This window comes from Methylobacter sp. Wu8, assembly GCF_036440755.1.
GTDB lineage: Bacteria > Pseudomonadota > Gammaproteobacteria > Methylococcales > Methylomonadaceae > Methylobacter_A > Methylobacter_A tundripaludum_A.
This window is the reverse complement of record NZ_JAZGVT010000075.1, coordinates 135,607-150,427: the sequence shown is the minus strand read 5'-3', so window position 1 is coordinate 150,427 and position 14,821 is coordinate 135,607. Positions and strand designations below refer to the sequence as shown.

Annotated in this window: 14 protein-coding genes; 5 read left to right on the top strand and 9 right to left on the bottom strand. The window is 51.2% G+C overall.

Annotated features, from left to right (window positions below; translation table 11 throughout):
* Positions 1–7: 7 nt before the first annotated feature.
* Positions 8–133, bottom strand: a complete 126-nt coding sequence (locus V3O24_RS17495; RefSeq protein WP_331308195.1) for a hypothetical protein — start codon at positions 131–133, stop codon at positions 8–10.
* Between the two features lie 40 nt (positions 134–173).
* Between V3O24_RS17495 and V3O24_RS17490 the strand changes: the two genes are divergently transcribed.
* Complete coding sequence (locus tag V3O24_RS17490) at positions 174–1,859, top strand: ABC transporter ATP-binding protein (protein ID WP_331308194.1); 1,686 nt, start codon at positions 174–176, stop codon at positions 1,857–1,859.
* 10 nt (positions 1,860–1,869) lie between these two features.
* Here V3O24_RS17490 and V3O24_RS17485 read toward each other — a convergent pair whose 3' ends face one another.
* On the bottom strand, positions 1,870–2,526 hold the full coding sequence (locus V3O24_RS17485; protein WP_331308193.1) for a J domain-containing protein: 657 nt from the start codon (positions 2,524–2,526) through the stop codon (positions 1,870–1,872).
* Between the two features lie 328 nt (positions 2,527–2,854).
* Positions 2,855–3,682 carry an undecaprenyl-diphosphate phosphatase gene (locus V3O24_RS17480; RefSeq protein ID WP_331308192.1) on the bottom strand — a complete coding sequence of 276 codons (828 nt, stop codon included), beginning with the start codon at positions 3,680–3,682 and terminating at the stop codon, positions 2,855–2,857.
* Positions 3,683–4,058: 376 nt separating this feature from the next.
* On the opposite strand from V3O24_RS17480, the gene aceE reads away from it, so the two are divergent.
* From aceE to lpdA, 3 genes are read left to right on the top strand one after another with little or no spacing between them, the layout of a single operon-like run.
* Positions 4,059–6,737 carry a pyruvate dehydrogenase (acetyl-transferring), homodimeric type gene (gene aceE, locus V3O24_RS17475; RefSeq protein WP_331308191.1) on the top strand — a complete coding sequence of 893 codons (2,679 nt, stop codon included), beginning with the start codon at positions 4,059–4,061 and terminating at the stop codon, positions 6,735–6,737.
* A 14-nt stretch (positions 6,738–6,751) separates the two neighbouring features.
* On the top strand, positions 6,752–8,047 hold the full coding sequence (gene aceF, locus V3O24_RS17470) for a dihydrolipoyllysine-residue acetyltransferase (protein WP_331308190.1): 1,296 nt from the start codon (positions 6,752–6,754) through the stop codon (positions 8,045–8,047).
* A 14-nt stretch (positions 8,048–8,061) separates the two neighbouring features.
* Positions 8,062–9,495: a dihydrolipoyl dehydrogenase gene (gene lpdA / locus V3O24_RS17465; RefSeq protein ID WP_331308189.1), complete on the top strand. Its 1,434-nt coding sequence runs from the start codon at positions 8,062–8,064 to the stop codon at positions 9,493–9,495.
* 75 nt (positions 9,496–9,570) lie between these two features.
* Here lpdA and V3O24_RS17460 read toward each other — a convergent pair whose 3' ends face one another.
* The 6 genes from V3O24_RS17460 to V3O24_RS17435 all read right to left on the bottom strand — a co-directional run bounded on the left by V3O24_RS17460 (position 9,571) and on the right by V3O24_RS17435 (position 12,704).
* The gene (locus tag V3O24_RS17460) at positions 9,571–9,960 is read right to left on the bottom strand and encodes a DUF2934 domain-containing protein (RefSeq protein WP_331308188.1); all 390 of its coding nucleotides are present in this window, start codon (positions 9,958–9,960) and stop codon (positions 9,571–9,573) included.
* Between the two features lie 24 nt (positions 9,961–9,984).
* Complete coding sequence (gene htpX / locus V3O24_RS17455) at positions 9,985–10,860, bottom strand: protease HtpX (RefSeq protein ID WP_331308187.1); 876 nt, start codon at positions 10,858–10,860, stop codon at positions 9,985–9,987.
* Between the two features lie 82 nt (positions 10,861–10,942).
* Positions 10,943–11,182, bottom strand: a complete 240-nt coding sequence (locus tag V3O24_RS17450; RefSeq protein ID WP_258076552.1) for an Hsp20 family protein — start codon at positions 11,180–11,182, stop codon at positions 10,943–10,945.
* Positions 11,183–11,278: 96 nt separating this feature from the next.
* Positions 11,279–11,758: an Hsp20/alpha crystallin family protein gene (locus tag V3O24_RS17445; RefSeq protein WP_104422580.1), complete on the bottom strand. Its 480-nt coding sequence runs from the start codon at positions 11,756–11,758 to the stop codon at positions 11,279–11,281.
* Positions 11,759–11,786: 28 nt separating this feature from the next.
* Positions 11,787–12,026 carry a hypothetical protein gene (locus tag V3O24_RS17440; RefSeq protein WP_104422581.1) on the bottom strand — a complete coding sequence of 80 codons (240 nt, stop codon included), beginning with the start codon at positions 12,024–12,026 and terminating at the stop codon, positions 11,787–11,789.
* 186 nt (positions 12,027–12,212) lie between these two features.
* Complete coding sequence (locus tag V3O24_RS17435) at positions 12,213–12,704, bottom strand: Hsp20/alpha crystallin family protein (protein WP_104422582.1); 492 nt, start codon at positions 12,702–12,704, stop codon at positions 12,213–12,215.
* 435 nt (positions 12,705–13,139) lie between these two features.
* On the opposite strand from V3O24_RS17435, the gene ggt reads away from it, so the two are divergent.
* Positions 13,140–14,813 carry a gamma-glutamyltransferase gene (gene ggt, locus V3O24_RS17430; protein ID WP_331308186.1) on the top strand — a complete coding sequence of 558 codons (1,674 nt, stop codon included), beginning with the start codon at positions 13,140–13,142 and terminating at the stop codon, positions 14,811–14,813.
* Positions 14,814–14,821 lie beyond the last annotated feature (8 nt).

Sequence of the window (14,821 nt, the reverse complement as noted above, 5' to 3'; positions counted from 1 at the left end):
TGAGCCGCTATCTAATACTGTCCTTTATAATGGCAATATCTTTCTCGAATATTTCTTGAGCCATGCCCCAAAACACATCTTTCCAACGCGCAGCAGACGCGCCCTCTTTGCCCACCGGAACCGTTAAGTTCATTTTGTACTGCTTGTCCGGTTTTCGGGGCTGGATCGTTTTAATGTTGCTTATGGAAACCGGGCAGGCGGCATCCAGCATTCTGGTGCCTTATGCGATAAAAGCCATCATGGATGGTGTTGCGCATTTGTCGGGTGCATCGGTGCTGGAAACTTTGCGTGCGCCGCTGTTGTTATTGCTGGGTTTGAATGTAGCGGAAATTCTGTTTAGCCGGGGCAGCGGTGCGGTATTGATTATTATGGGGCCGCGCTTGCGCCAGCGCACGACCAGAGCGATGTACGCCTATCTGCAATACCATGCGCCACGCTATTTCGGCAGCCATTTTGCGGGCGCTTTAGCCCATCGTATCAGCGAAACGGCGATGAGCGTCAATCACACGACATGGTCGGTGTTGTGCGATTTTTGGCCTATTCTGGTCACTTTTTCGGTTTCTATCGCGCTGTTATTAAACGTGCATCAAGGTTTGGGCCTGCTGGTTGCGGGCTGGGTATTGGCCTATGTGAGTCTTTCGTATTGGTTGGCGACGCGCTGCCAGCCTTATGCCCAGAGTTACGCGGCGACGCGCAGTTTGGTGAACGGCAAGATTGTTGATGCGGTGACCCATATTTTGAATGCCAAGTTATTTGCGCGCCTGCATTTTGAACGGCAGTATCTGGACGGTTTTTTGGAAACGGAAGTCCGGGCCGGGCGGCGCACTTTTTGGTATATGGAACGGGTGCGCTGGTTCCAGTTTATCGCCGCTGCGGCGCTGAAAATCGGCACGATTTACTATGCGCTGACCTTGTGGGACGGCGGCGTAATCGGCGTCGGCGATTTCACGATGAGTGTTGGACTGGCATTGTTGATCATCAGCGATGCGCGCAATCTGACCCGGCGTTTTTTGGAGTTTTTCGAATATGTGGGCAATGTCGCCAATGGCGTGGACACGATCGTTCAGCCCCATGAGATTATCGATGCGCCGGATGCGAAGCCGCTAAAAATCAGCCTAGGTCGGATTGAGTTTCGTAATGTGCGTTTCGGTTATGAGCCGAATCAACCCGTGTTCGACGGCCTCAATGTAGTCATTGAGCCGGGGCAGCGGGTCGGGCTGGTCGGTTTTTCCGGTTCAGGCAAATCGACTTTCGTTGGGCTGATGTTGCGCAATTATGAGCCGCAAAGCGGCCGGATTCTGATCGATGGCATGGATATTCAGCAAGTCCGGCTGGATTCGCTGCACGAACAGGTCAGCCTGATCCCGCAAGATCCCAGCTTGTTTCACCGCAGCCTTAAAGAAAATATCGGTTATGGCCGCCTGGAGGCCGACGATGAAGCTATCCAGGCGGCGGCGCGCATGGCGCATGCCGACGATTTTATCCGGGTGATGCCCGAGGGTTATGATTCGTTGGTCGGCGAGCGCGGGGTGAAGTTATCCGGCGGCCAGCGCCAGCGCATCGCCATTGCGCGGGTGATGCTCAAGGATGCGCCGATTTTGATTTTGGATGAGGCTACGTCCAGCCTGGATTCGCTAACTGAGCAAACCATTCAGGAAAACCTGGATCGCGCTATGGGCCGCAAGACGGTGATCGCCATTGCACACCGCTTGTCGACGATTGCGTATCTGGATAGGATCCTGGTGTTCGATCAAGGCCGTATCGTCGAAGATGGCGGGCATGATCAACTCCTGGCTCGGCAAGGCGTTTATTACCGTTTGTGGAGTATGCAGGCGGGAGGTTTCTTGCCGTTAACGTGAACTCCGGCGGCTATTGCTCGGCCGCTTTGCGATACCAATAGGCCGCCTTGGTGTCGTCCTGCGCTACCCCTTGACCGGTTTTGTATTTAACGGCGACATTGTATTGAGCATTTGCCTCGCCTTGTTCCGCGGCCTTGAGATACCAGTCAAACGCTTGGACGTAGTTTTGCGCTACGCCTTGACCCAGTTCGTACATAACGCCTAATTTGAACTGGGCTTTTGCGTGGCCTTGTTCCGCCAAGTCCCGATAAAGCGATAACGCTTCCTCATGCCGGCCCCGTTCTTGCAAATCATAGGCTCGTTCAAAGATAACGTTAGCATCCTCCGTGCTTGATGGAGGCGGTTGCTGTGTGTATTCGTCTGGTGTGCTTTGTTCTTGATCATCCTGCTGTTCGGTTTCGTTAAACCGCGTGCTTTTACTCTGCCGTCCGGCGTTAGCTTCCTGTTCCCGAATCCAGGCGTTATGCGCATTGCGTTTAACGGGATCGATTAATACCGCATAGGAAGCATTCACCAGCTTTATGATTCTTTCAGCTTCCTCATTGTCGCCTTGGAATTTATCAGGGTGAAAAGTCTGGCAAAGGGCTTTATAAGCCGCCCTGATCACACTGATGGGGGCGTCTCTTGTAACTTTCAGATTGTCGTAATGGGTGCGTATCTTGGCCATAACTGATTTCTTATTATTATTTTATTGTGAACAAATATCTTTGTGATTATAACTGTTTTCTATTGCCGTATTAACCGCAAAAACGCGGGGGTTCGGGGTCTGATAGATCGGATTTCCCTGCCGTCCAAGCCGCGCCGGTTGAATGCGCGTTGCGCAATATACCAATGATATTGTCTGCGTTTCAAATCAAGAGCCATCTATTAAAGATCGGGTCTAACAAGGGGATGCCGAGGTGGGCGTTTTTCCGGCTGATGAAGGCGGTCATGTAGGGTCGGCAACAAGTCAGGCCCGGCCGAATGTCCGCGCTGTTGCTCTCCTCGCTGGTATTCTAATCAACCGTCCATTGCACTAAGCCGCTGTATGACGTGGCAATAACAATCAAGCCGAAGGCTATGCGGTACCAGGCGAAAACAATGAAATCATGATGGCTGATGTAACGTAATAACGCCTTGATCGCCAATAGCGCGCTGAGAAATGCGGCGGCCAGTCCTGCGGCAAAATAAGGCGTGTCGGCCGCTAGGTCCAATAAATCGCGGTGTTTATACAAATCATAGAGGCTGGCGACAATCAGTGTCGGAATCGCCAAGAAAAATGAGAATTCGGTTGCGGCTTTGCGCGAAAGCCCGAACAATAAGCCGCCGATGATGGTTGAGCCGGACCTCGAAGTTCCGGGAATCAGCGCGAATGCCTGCGCGACGCCGAGTTTTAATGCATCCAGCGGCGTTAAGTCGTCGACTTCAAAGATGCGGGTTTTATGTTCCCGTTTTTCCGCCCAGATAATCACGAATGCGCCTACGATAAACGCCAGGGCTACCGGAATAGGCTTGAATAGCACGGCTTTGATGTATTTGCCGAACAACAGGCCCAGGATCGCTAGCGGCATGAAGGCAATTATCAGGTTAAGGGTGAATTTTTGCGCCTGTTTCGATCTGGGTAGACCGATAATGACTGTGGAAATTTTCGTGCGATATTCCCAGCACACCGCCAGGATTGCGCCGACCTGAATCACAACTTCAAATAGCTTGCCCTTGTCGTCATTAAAACTCAGCAAGTCGCCGACGAGGATTAAATGTCCGGTGCTGGAGATCGGCAAGAATTCGGTCAGGCCTTCAACAATGCCCAGAATGATGGTTTTAAGCGTTAAAATTAAGTCCATGTTTCATTAGTAATGTGGGTGGAAAATCAGTCGGTTCCGGTTTCGGAGGTTCTCTATTCATAATAAACCGCGAGGCCTTAAAAAAACAAACATCCGGCGAACAAAACCCGGATCGGTTCCCCCGCTTTCGGCGTCAAAATGACTAAAACGGGTGCATTGCCCCCTCCGCATTGTTTATACTATGTTCAATTACCGGAGTGCTTCTGGCCTTATTTTCACTATTTTAGTAAGATGCCGGGTTGCGCTATGCTCATACGCCCTATGGGTAAATTCAACTTATACCCAAAGGGCATAAGTTTCGTTTGAGCGGGCGAGCTGCTCAACTCAGCTTTATAATTTTTTAATCCGTGCATATCCGCCGTAACAGGATCAATCAATGACCAACAGTTTAATCTCAAAAATCACCGGACAGAATGACATCGATCCCGCAGAGACCAGGGAGTGGATTGAAGCGCTGCAAGCTGTGCTGGAACATGATGGCAGCGAACGCGTACACTTTCTGATTGAGCAGCTGGTCGCGGTCACCCGGCATGCGGGACTCGACATCCCTTTCAGCGCCAATACCGCCTATCTTAATACGATTCCAGTCTCTAAACAGGCGCAGTTTCCCGGTGACGTTACTATAGAACACAAGATTCGCGCCTATGTCCGTTGGAACGCGATGATGATGGTGTTAAGGGCGAATAAGCACACCAACGTCGGCGGCCATATCGCCAGTTTCGCTTCGGCGGCCACTTTGTATGATGTCGGCTATAACCATTTCTGGCATGCGCCATCGGATCAGCATGGCGGCGACCTGGTTTTTACTCAAGGGCATTTAACGCCGGGCGATTATGCCCGAGCCTTTTTGCAGGGACGGTTGACGCTGGAACAGATGGATAATTTCCGTCAGGAAGTAAACGGTAACGGCTTGCCGTCTTACCCGCATCCCTGGCTGATGCCGGATTTCTGGCAATTCCCGACGGTCTCTATGGGTCTTGGCCCGATTATGGCTATTTACCAAGCGCGTTTCATGCGCTATTTACAGGATAGAGGGTTTGCCGATACTTCGAATCGCAAGGTCTGGAGCTTTCTTGGCGATGGCGAAACCGACGAGCCGGAATCGTTGGGCGCTATCGGCATGGCCGGACGGGAAAAACTGGACAATCTTATTTTTGTGATCAACTGTAATCTGCAGCGCCTGGATGGGCCGGTGCGCGGCAACGGCAAGATTATCCAGGAACTGGAAAGCGAGTTCCGCGGCGCCGGTTGGAATGTGATCAAGCTGGTTTGGGGGCAACGCTGGGATGCGTTGCTGGCGCGCGATAAAGACGGGTTATTGGCGGCCCGTATGATGTCCTGCGTCGATGGCGACTACCAAACCTTCAAGGCTAAAGACGGGGCCTATGTGCGCGAGCATTTCTTCAATACGCCGGAATTAAAAGCGATGGTTTCCGACTGGTCGGATCGCGACATCTGGGAACTTAACCGAGGCGGACATGACCCGGTTAAAGTGTTTGCCGCTTTCCAGGCGGCGGTGAATCATCAGGGCCAACCGACCGTCATCCTGGCTAAAACCATTAAAGGTTACGGCATGGGCGCATCGGGAGAAGCCCAGAATATCTCCCATCAACAGAAAAAAATGAGCGAGATTTCGCTGACCAACTTTCGCGATCGTTATGGGTTGCCTGTCACTGACGAAGAGATGCAGAAACTGCCTTATCTGAGTTTTGCTGAAGGCTCGAAAGAACTGGCCTATATGCAGCAGCGCCGTCATGAACTGGGCGGCCATTTGCCGTCCAGAAGGGAAAAATCCTATGCGCTGGATGTGCCGGTGTTGAGCGATTTCAAGGCGTTGCTGGAAGCCAGCGGCGAAGGCCGCGAAATCTCCACGACGATGGCTTTCGTGCGCCTGCTTAATATACTGGTCAAAGACAAAAATATCGGCAAACGCATCGTGCCGATTGTTCCCGACGAGTCGAGAACTTTCGGTATGGAAGGCATGTTCCGGCAGTTGGGCATCTGGTCGCAGGTTGGACAATTGTACACACCGCAAGACGCCGATCAGCTGATGTTCTACAAAGAAGATAAACACGGGCAGGTGATGCAGGAAGGCATCAATGAAGCAGGCGGCTTGTGCGACTGGATTGCGGCGGGTACTTCGTATTCAACTCATAACGTGCCGATGATTCCGTTTTTTATTTACTACTCCATGTTCGGTTTTCAGCGAGTTGGTGATTTAATCTGGGCGGCAGCGGATCAACGCACCCGCGGTTTTTTAATGGGCGGCACGGCGGGCAGGACTACACTGAACGGCGAAGGTTTGCAACATGAAGACGGACACAGCCATTTGATGGCGGCGACCGTACCCAACTGCGTGTCCTACGATCCGACTTATGCCTATGAACTGGCGGTGATTATCCAAGACGGTTTACGGCGCATGTATGTCGAACAGGAAGATGTGTTTTACTACATCACCGTGATGAACGAAAACTACGAGCATCCTGCGATGCCTAAAGGCGTTGAGCTGGACATACTCAAAGGCATGTACAGCTTTAAGAAAGGCGCTAAAAAGAAAGCGCCCAGGGTTCAATTGCTGGGTTCAGGAACGATTTTCCGCGAAGTCGAAGCTGCGGCTGAGTTGTTGAGCAATGACTGGGGCGTGGAAGCCGATTTATGGAGTTGCACCAGCTTTACCGAATTGGCCAGAGACGGCCAATCCTGCGAACGCTGGAATCGCCTGCATCCGGCCGAAACAGCCAGACAATCCCATGTCGCCGGCTGTCTCGCCAACGCACAAGGTCCGGTGATAGCCGCGAGCGATTATACCCGCGCCTTTGCGGAACAGATTCGCGCCTATATTTCCGCCCCTTACACCGTTTTGGGTACCGATGGTTTCGGTCGTTCGGATACGCGCGAAAATCTGCGCCGGTTTTTCGAGGTAGACCGCTACCATGTGGCGATTGCAGCGCTAAAAAGCTTGGCGGATTTGGGGCAGTTTGAAGCCGCCAAAGTGGACGAGGCTATTGCCAAATACGGCATCAACCCTGATGCAGCAGCTCCCTGGCTAATCTAACGGAAGGACAAAAAATGGCTTTTTTGATTGAAATTAAGGTTCCCGATGTCGGCAATGTCGCAGATATCGATGTAGTAGACGTATTGGTTAAACCGGGCGACGAGGTAAGCTTGGAACAAACCCTGGCTGTGCTTGAAACCGACAAGGCCAGCATGGACTTACCCTCCAGTGCGGCGGGTACGGTGCAGGAATTGTTTATCAAACCCGGCGATAAGGTTTCTGAAGGGACGCTGATTGCGACGGTATTGGCGAGCAGCGAAGAAGTGAATGTCGCAAAGCCGCAAGAACCGGCGCAGCAAGCAGCGGCACCAGCGGAAGCAACAGTGGAAAAAACGCCGGAACCCGTCAGTCAACCGCTTATTGTTACGCCTGAGCCTGCGCCGGAAATCTTACCGAGCGCCGTTTCTGCCGTGGCGGCACACGCCACGCCGGCTGTCCGGCTTTTCGCCCGAGAATTAGGCGTCGATATACAAAAAATAACCGCCGGCAGCGGCCGTAAGGGACGCATCGTAAAAGACGACGTGAAAAACTTCGTCAAGAAGGTCATGGCTGAAAGTGCGGTCCAAGGCGGCAGCGGAATCCCGGCAATGCCGGCTGTCGATTTCTCCCAATTCGGCGAGATAGAAGAGCAGAAACTCAGCAAGATAAAACGCCTGACCGGGCAAAACCTGAGCCGCGTGTGGCTGAACCTGCCTATGGTCACCTACCATGACGAAGCCGATATTACCGAAATGGAAGCGTTCCGCGTTGCGCTGAATGCCGAAAAATCCAAGGACGACGTCAAAATCACCGGCCTGGTCTTTATCATCAAGGCGCTGGTTGCCGCGATGGAACAGTTCCCGCAATTTAACGCGTCATTGTCTGCCGACGGCGAAAAACTGATCTTCAAGAAATATTTCAATATCGGTATCGCGGTCGATACCCCCAACGGCTTGGTGGTGCCGGTGCTGCGCGATGTCAACCGCAAAGGCGTCAACGAATTAACCGCCGAACTGGCCGAGAAAAGCAACAAAGCCCGTCTGGGCAAGCTGATGCCTGCCGATATGCAAGGCGGCTGCATCACTATTTCCAGTCTCGGCGGTATCGGCGGCACGGCATTCACGCCGATCGTCAATGCGCCGGAAGTGGCGATACTCGGCGTTACCCGCGCCAAAATGCAACCGGTCTGGAATGGCAAGGAATTTATACCGCGCCTGATGTTGCCCCTGGACCTGACTTACGATCATCGGGTGATCGACGGTGCTGAAGGAGCGCGTTTTATGGCTGCCGTCAAACAGTATTTGGGCGACATTCGCCGTTTATTGCTTTAATCAAGGAGGATAATATGGATACTAATCCAGCGATTAACGAATCTGTGGTACATGCGGAAGTTCTGGTATTGGGCGGCGGCCCCGGCGGCTACACGGCGGCATTCCGCGCTGCCGACTTGGGCAAGCAAGTGGTATTGATCGAGCGCTATCCGGCGCTTGGCGGCGTATGTCTTAACGTCGGCTGTATTCCATCCAAAGCCTTGCTGCATGTCGCGCAGGTCATTCACGAAGTCGATGAGTTCGAGCAGCACGGCCTGAGTCACGGCAAGCCCAGCTTCGATATAGACAAAATTCGTAGCTGGAAAGAAAGCGTTACCAAAACCCTGGTTGACGGCTTGGCTCGTCTGGTAAAACAGCGTAAAGTGACTCTGATCCAGGGTACTGGAAAATTCACCTCATCCCACACGGTCGAAGTGAAAACCGAAACAGGCGTAACAACCGTCAGCTTCGATCAGGCGATTATTGCGGCCGGATCGCACCCTACTAAAATCCCTATTTTTCCGCATGACGATCCGCGGCTGTGGGATTCGACCGATGCACTGGAATTAAAAGAAATCCCCAAAAAACTGTTGATTGTCGGCGGCGGAATCATCGGGCTTGAAATGGCTACGGTTTATCATGCATTGGGATCGGAAATCAGCGTGGTCGAGCTGATGGACCAGATCATTCCCGGCTGCGATAACGATCTTGTCACGCCGTTGTATCGGCGCATTAAAAAACAATATCAGAATATCTGGCTGGAAACGCGGGTTGCCGCAATTGAAAAGCACAAAGACGGCTTGAAAGTTTCTTTTGAAGGCAAAGGCGCGCCGGAGTCGGCCATCTTTGATGCGGTGCTGGTAGCCGTCGGGCGCAGACCTAACGGCAAGAAGATTGGCGCCGATCTGGCCGGCGTTAATGTCGATGAAATCGGTTTTATTGCCGTCGATAAGCAGCAGCGGACCAATATCCCGCATATTTTTGCGATAGGCGACATAGTCGGTAACCCGATGCTGGCGCACAAAGCCACTTATGAAGGCAAAATTGCAGCCGAAGTTGCGGCAGGTTTGAAAGCTGGATTCGATGCCTTGACCATCCCCGCTGTCGCCTATACCGACCCTGAAGTCACCTGGATGGGGCTGACTGAAAACCAGGCCAAACAGCAAGGCATAGACTATGACAAAGCGGTTTTCCCTTGGGCGGCCAGCGGACGCTCGTTGAGTCTGGGGCGGAAGGAAGGCTTGACTAAAATCCTCTGCGAAAAGGAAACCGGCAGAATTCTAGGTGCAGGCATGGTCGGCCCCAATGCCGGTGAATTGATTGCCGAAGCGGTGCTGGCTCTGGAAATGGGTGCCGATGCCGAAGATGTCGGGTTGACCATTCATCCGCATCCAATGCTATCGGAAACCTTCGCGTTCGCCGCCGAAATGATCACCGGTTCGATTACCGATCTTTATATAAAGAAATAGCAATTATGTTGCGCTGCTGCCCGGCTTCGTCGATGCAGCAGCGCAAATCTCAGAACGTGTGAATGATGAAATTTATTAATACCACACTGAAACTAATTTCCGGCACTCGGCTTTCCATCCGCATTCTGCTTCTTTACACATGCTATTGATTTCAGAGCGGAAACAAGGGTAATGCTCAGTAGCATTTTGAATTGTCCGAACAAGTTCTATGTCTGAAAACAGACCAGCCGGGTTTGGAATTCCGATGAACGCCGCCAACTGTTGCAAGCTTAAAACCGTCATCGGACCGTCTTCTTCCAAAATTGAAATATACAGAGCCACCAGCATCTTGTAATACTCTATTTCAGCCTCTAACCAATCGGCCAATTCTTTGCCGGGTTCAAATGCTCTGGCTTCCGCTTTGTAATAAGCGGCTTCTGAAATCCATTGATGCTGGTTAATAGACTTTACTGCATGATTTAGCATTGTTTCGAACCATGGTTGCTTGTCTTAATGGATGTTTTGCAGGGCTTCGATACGCTCTTCTAACGGCGGATGGCTCATAAACAGTTTGTGCGCGCTGCCGCCGCTAATGCCGAAAGCCGCCAGTTGTCCAGGCAGGTCTTGCGGTTCATATTCGCGTTGCAAGGCGCGAAGAGCGCCGATCATTTTGCCCCGTCCGGCCAACTGGGCGCCGCCCGCATCGGCTTTAAACTCACGGTAGCGCGAGAACCACATGACCAGCATTGAGGCCAGGAATCCCAAGGCAATTTGCGCGGCCATCTGGGTGATGAAATAGCCGATGCCATGATCCCGCTCGTTTTGAAGAATAACACGGTCGACAACATGGCCGATGATGCTGGCAAAAAAGTAAACGAAGGTATTTACCACGCCTTGCATCAGGGCCATCGTAACCATGTCGCCATTGGCGACATGAGTGATTTCATGGCCGAGCACCGCTTCAATTTCATCGTTATTCATATGTTGCAGCAAGCCCGTACTGACTGCGACCAACGCACTGTTTCTGTTCATGCCGGTCGCAAAGGCATTGGCTTCTGGAGCTTGAAAAATACCGACTTCCGGCATGCCGATGCCCGACTGTTGAGCTTGTTTGGCGACAATATTAACCAGCCATTGCTCGGTCTGGTTTTGCGGTTGGCCGATAACCTGAACCCCCATAGCCTGTTTTGCCGTCCATTTCGATATCGCTAAGGAAATGAACGACCCGGTCATGCCAATGATTGCCGAAATAACCAGCAGCGCGTTAAGGTCGAGATTGATACCCTGAGCATCTAAAGTGCCGGTTAAGCCCAAAAGGCTAAAGACAATGCTAATTACAACCATTATTGCGACATTGGTCGCCAGAAAAAGAAAAATACGCATCATATTTAGGCCTGCTATATCAAAATTGTGACTGAAGAAAACAGTTTGGAACTATGTCTTTGGAATGGTGATGGTTAGTACACCGTTACGGTATGCAGTCTCCATTTTTGCCGCGTTGGCAGGTTAACACCCGTTGAAATTGGCCGATGAAACGCTCCCGGTATCGGTATTGACCGTCTTTGCCATCAGCTTCATCCTTTGCGTGTTCTGTTTTGATTGAAATACGCAGAACCTGATTTTCCAGCTTTATGTCTATTGATGAGTCATCGGCGCCGGGCGCATTCACGGTCACAATATAGCGATCCGGTTTTTCCTGTAAATCCACGTCGAGCGTTGTGCTAAATGAGTTGGATTTGATATTTTCGGGTTAGCACTTGGCACAGCTCAGAAAGGGCGGTCTTAACTGGCCACCCTTTACGGACTAATCAATGTTGATGTTTTTGCGCTTGCTTTTTTCGGTTTTAGGAATAGTCACTTTCAATATTCCGTCTTTGAACGAGGCTTTTGCGTTGTCGCCATCGACATTGTCGGGCAAGGACAGTGTGCGCTGGAATTCGCCGCGCGTTATTTCGCGGCGAAAGTATTTGCCTTTTTCACCTTCCTTTTTGTCTTCCTTAGTGGAAGAGCGGATGGTGATGGTTTGGTTGTTAACAGATACATGCAGATCTTCTTTTTTGAAGCCCGGCAACGCAGCCTGAACTTCTATGTCGTTGTCGTGATCAATAATATCAACTTTCGGGAATCCTTTTTCCACGCTTACAGGGAAATTCCAGTCTAACAGTCTGGGCCACCTGCGAGAAAGAAAGTCGTCAAAGAAATTATCAAATGAAATCAAATCGCCGGCCGGTGAGTCGGCCATTAATTCCGTGCTTTTCTTTATGTTTTGTGTATTGGTTTTCATAGCATTCTCCGTAATATGGTTCGATCTATCATTCCCATCCGTTATCCGGCCCGGAGTAGCTGAGCTTATGTTTAGTCGCGTATTCAGCACACAAACTACTGCTCAGCTCAAGCCACTTTTCAAGTGCATGGTTAGGTGTGGAGCCGCAGCTTTCGGTTTTGTAACGGGTAATCTCAGTAATTCGGGTATAGCAATCAGGAAGATTGACCGGTAAACCGGATTCATTAAGATTTATTGTCTTTTCAAGTTGTTGACTGATTGCAATCATTTTCCACCTCGCTATTGAGGGGGCTTACATCTCTTGTGTTGAACATGAAATAAAAGCACTGGTAGCCATTCTATATAGAATGGTGGGAAAAAATATTGGTACAAACACTTATCCTTACTCGTTGTGCGCTTTTATCCTGGGTGCTTTTTTTACACCCAGGATAGTTTTGTGGAATCAAAATGCGGACTACTTGACTTCGATGGTTTTGCGTTTGCTTTTTTTTGTTTTAGGAATGGTAACTTTCAATATTCCGTCTTGGAACGATGCTTTTGCGCTGTCAGCATCGACATTGTCAGGCAGAGACAGAGTACGCTGAAACTCGCCTCGGGTTATTTCGCGGCGAAAATATTTACCTTTTTCCTCTTCTTTTTTCTCTTCCTTGGTTGTCGTGCGGATAGTGATGGTCTGGTTGACAATCGACACCTCCAGATCCTCTTTTTTTACGCCCGGTAACGCAGCATGAACCTCTATGTCATTATCGTGATCCAGAATATCGACTTTTGGAAAGCCGGTTTCCGGTAGGGTAGGCGCATTCCAATTCAGCAAGCCAGGCCATCTGCGCGAGAGAAAGTCATCAAAAAAACTGTCAAACTCATCAAATGACACTAATCCGCCGCGTGATGTTTTGGGCGATATTTCAGAACCTTTTTTTGTCGCATCTATTTCTTTAGTTGTCATAACTTACTCCATTAATATCTTTTTAAAATTAAAACATTGTTTTAAACGGATTGTGCCTTACATAAGACAATGGGGTTTACAGTAAAAACGCCTGCTCTCTGCCTTATACCGGTCTTCAAGGTTTAAACCCTCTGCTTTCTGCGTTGTAATAGGCAATTTCAGTGAAGGCATATAGTTCCGCAGTCTTCGGCGGGGTTTGAAAGTTTTTTAGCAGTTGCCGCCATTTTTATCTCGGTATGTTTAAATATCGTTTTATGAAATAAATACCGTGGCAATTATTCTAAATATAAAAACGGTAAAAAATATTGGTACAACTACCTAGCAAGCCATGTTAGCGGCGAAGCCAAGCCAGTTGGGCTCCAAGCCTTCCTGTTTTCGAAAATGTGGTTTAATGACACCATCCATTCATCGGTTCAACGTCAAATAGAGGAAAAAATGTTTAAGAAATGTTATGCGGCGCTATGGTTAGCGCTTGTTTTTGGCGTTACGCAGGCTTATGCGGATGGCTCCAGGGCCGCAATCGCCAGTGCGCATCCGTTGGCGACCGCAGCCGGGTTTGAAGTGATGGAGAAGGGTGGCAATGTTTTCGATGCGGCTGTCGCTGTCAGTGCAACATTGGCGGTTGTCGAACCTTCCGGTTCCGGGTTGGGCGGCGGCGGTTACTGGCTGTTGCACCGTGAACAGGACGGTTTTGAAACCATGATCGACGGGCGAGAGACAGCGCCGTTAGCGGCTCACCAAGCTATGTACCTGGACAAGGCGGGCAAAGTGATCCCCCGTTTATCGCTTGACGGCGCGTTGGCTGCGGCTATTCCCGGCATGCCTGCGGCGCTGGTGCACCTGTCGGAAAAATACGGACGCTTGCCGTTGGCGGAAAGCCTGCAACCTGCGATCAGGGCGGCAGAGAGCGGTTTTGCAATCGGCGAGAAATACCGGAAGTTGCTTAAGTTCAGGGTTGAGGTGATAAAAAAGCACCCAGAGACTGCACAGATTTTTTTGCCCGACGGCAAGGTCCCCGAAGCTTATTCGATAATCAGGCAGCCGGATTTGGCCTATACCTTAAAGCAACTGGCGGCCTCGGGCCGGGACGGATTTTATGGCGGCGAGATCGCCGATAAACTGGTGGCGGGCGTCAACGAGGCCGGCGGCATCTGGACCAAACAGGATCTTGCATCCTATCGGGTGGCTGAGCGGGAGCCGGTAAAGGGCAGTTATCGCGGCATAAAAATCACCAGCGCCGCGCCGTCGTCATCCGGCGGTATCGTGCTGATCGAGGCCTTGAACATTTTGTCGGGCTACGACTTGAATCAGGCCGATGAACAGACCCGAAAACATCTTATTGCCGAAGCCATGCGCCGCGCTTATCACGACCGGACCTTATACATGGGCGATTCCGATTTTATCGACATGCCGGTTAAACGCTTGCTGAATGAAGATTATGCGGCCGGATTGCGCAGCAGTTTGCGTGCTGACAAGGCATTGCCCAGCGCGATGATGTCGGGCGAAATTCAGCCGCAGCCCGAGGGGATTAACACCACGCATTTTTCGATTATTGATGAAGAAGGCAACCGGGTTGCGGCGACGCTTAGCATTAACTTTCCGTTTGGCGCGGGATTGGCTGCGCCCGGCACCGGCGTGTTGTTGAACGATCAAATGGATGATTTTGCCAGCCGGCCGGGAGTAATGAACGGCTACGGCCTGGTCGGCAGTGTCGCCAACGTAATCGCGCCGGGTAAACGTATGTTGTCCAGCATGACGCCCACTTTTCTCGACGACGGCCATAAAGTCGCGGTGCTGGGAACACCCGGCGGCAGCCGGATCACTACGATGGTACTGCTAGCCGCTCTGGATTTTGCCGAAGGCAATGGGCCGGACTCATGGGTGCAAGTGCCGCGTTTCCACCATCAATTCATGCCTGACGTGATCGAATATGAGAAAGGGGCCATGACAGCGGGCGAGCTTACCGGCCTGGCCGCAATGGGGCATCAACTGAAAGAGGCGCGCTATAACTACGGCGATATGCAGGCCGTGCAATGGAATAAAACCACGCATCAGCTGGCAGCGGCGAGCGATCGGCGGGGCGAAGGGCGGGCCGCTGTCGGGCATTAGGCAAGGAT

Excerpts from the sequence above, each read along its gene's own strand:
- V3O24_RS17495 (WP_331308195.1), bottom strand. The coding sequence starts at position 133 with ATGAACTTAACGGTTCCGGTGGGCAAAGAGGGCGCGTCTGCTGCGCGT.
- V3O24_RS17490 (WP_331308194.1), top strand. The coding sequence starts at position 174 with ATGTTGCTTATGGAAACCGGGCAGGCGGCATCCAGCATTCTGGTGCCT.
- V3O24_RS17485 (WP_331308193.1), bottom strand. The coding sequence starts at position 2,526 with ATGGCCAAGATACGCACCCATTACGACAATCTGAAAGTTACAAGAGAC.
- V3O24_RS17480 (WP_331308192.1), bottom strand. The coding sequence starts at position 3,682 with ATGGACTTAATTTTAACGCTTAAAACCATCATTCTGGGCATTGTTGAA.
- aceE (WP_331308191.1), top strand. The coding sequence starts at position 4,059 with ATGACCAACAGTTTAATCTCAAAAATCACCGGACAGAATGACATCGAT.
- aceF (WP_331308190.1), top strand. The coding sequence starts at position 6,752 with ATGGCTTTTTTGATTGAAATTAAGGTTCCCGATGTCGGCAATGTCGCA.
- lpdA (WP_331308189.1), top strand. The coding sequence starts at position 8,062 with ATGGATACTAATCCAGCGATTAACGAATCTGTGGTACATGCGGAAGTT.
- V3O24_RS17460 (WP_331308188.1), bottom strand. The coding sequence starts at position 9,960 with ATGCTAAATCATGCAGTAAAGTCTATTAACCAGCATCAATGGATTTCA.
- htpX (WP_331308187.1), bottom strand. The coding sequence starts at position 10,860 with ATGATGCGTATTTTTCTTTTTCTGGCGACCAATGTCGCAATAATGGTT.
- V3O24_RS17445 (WP_104422580.1), bottom strand. The coding sequence starts at position 11,758 with ATGAAAACCAATACACAAAACATAAAGAAAAGCACGGAATTAATGGCC.
- V3O24_RS17440 (WP_104422581.1), bottom strand. The coding sequence starts at position 12,026 with ATGATTGCAATCAGTCAACAACTTGAAAAGACAATAAATCTTAATGAA.
- V3O24_RS17435 (WP_104422582.1), bottom strand. The coding sequence starts at position 12,704 with ATGACAACTAAAGAAATAGATGCGACAAAAAAAGGTTCTGAAATATCG.
- ggt (WP_331308186.1), top strand. The coding sequence starts at position 13,140 with ATGTTTAAGAAATGTTATGCGGCGCTATGGTTAGCGCTTGTTTTTGGC.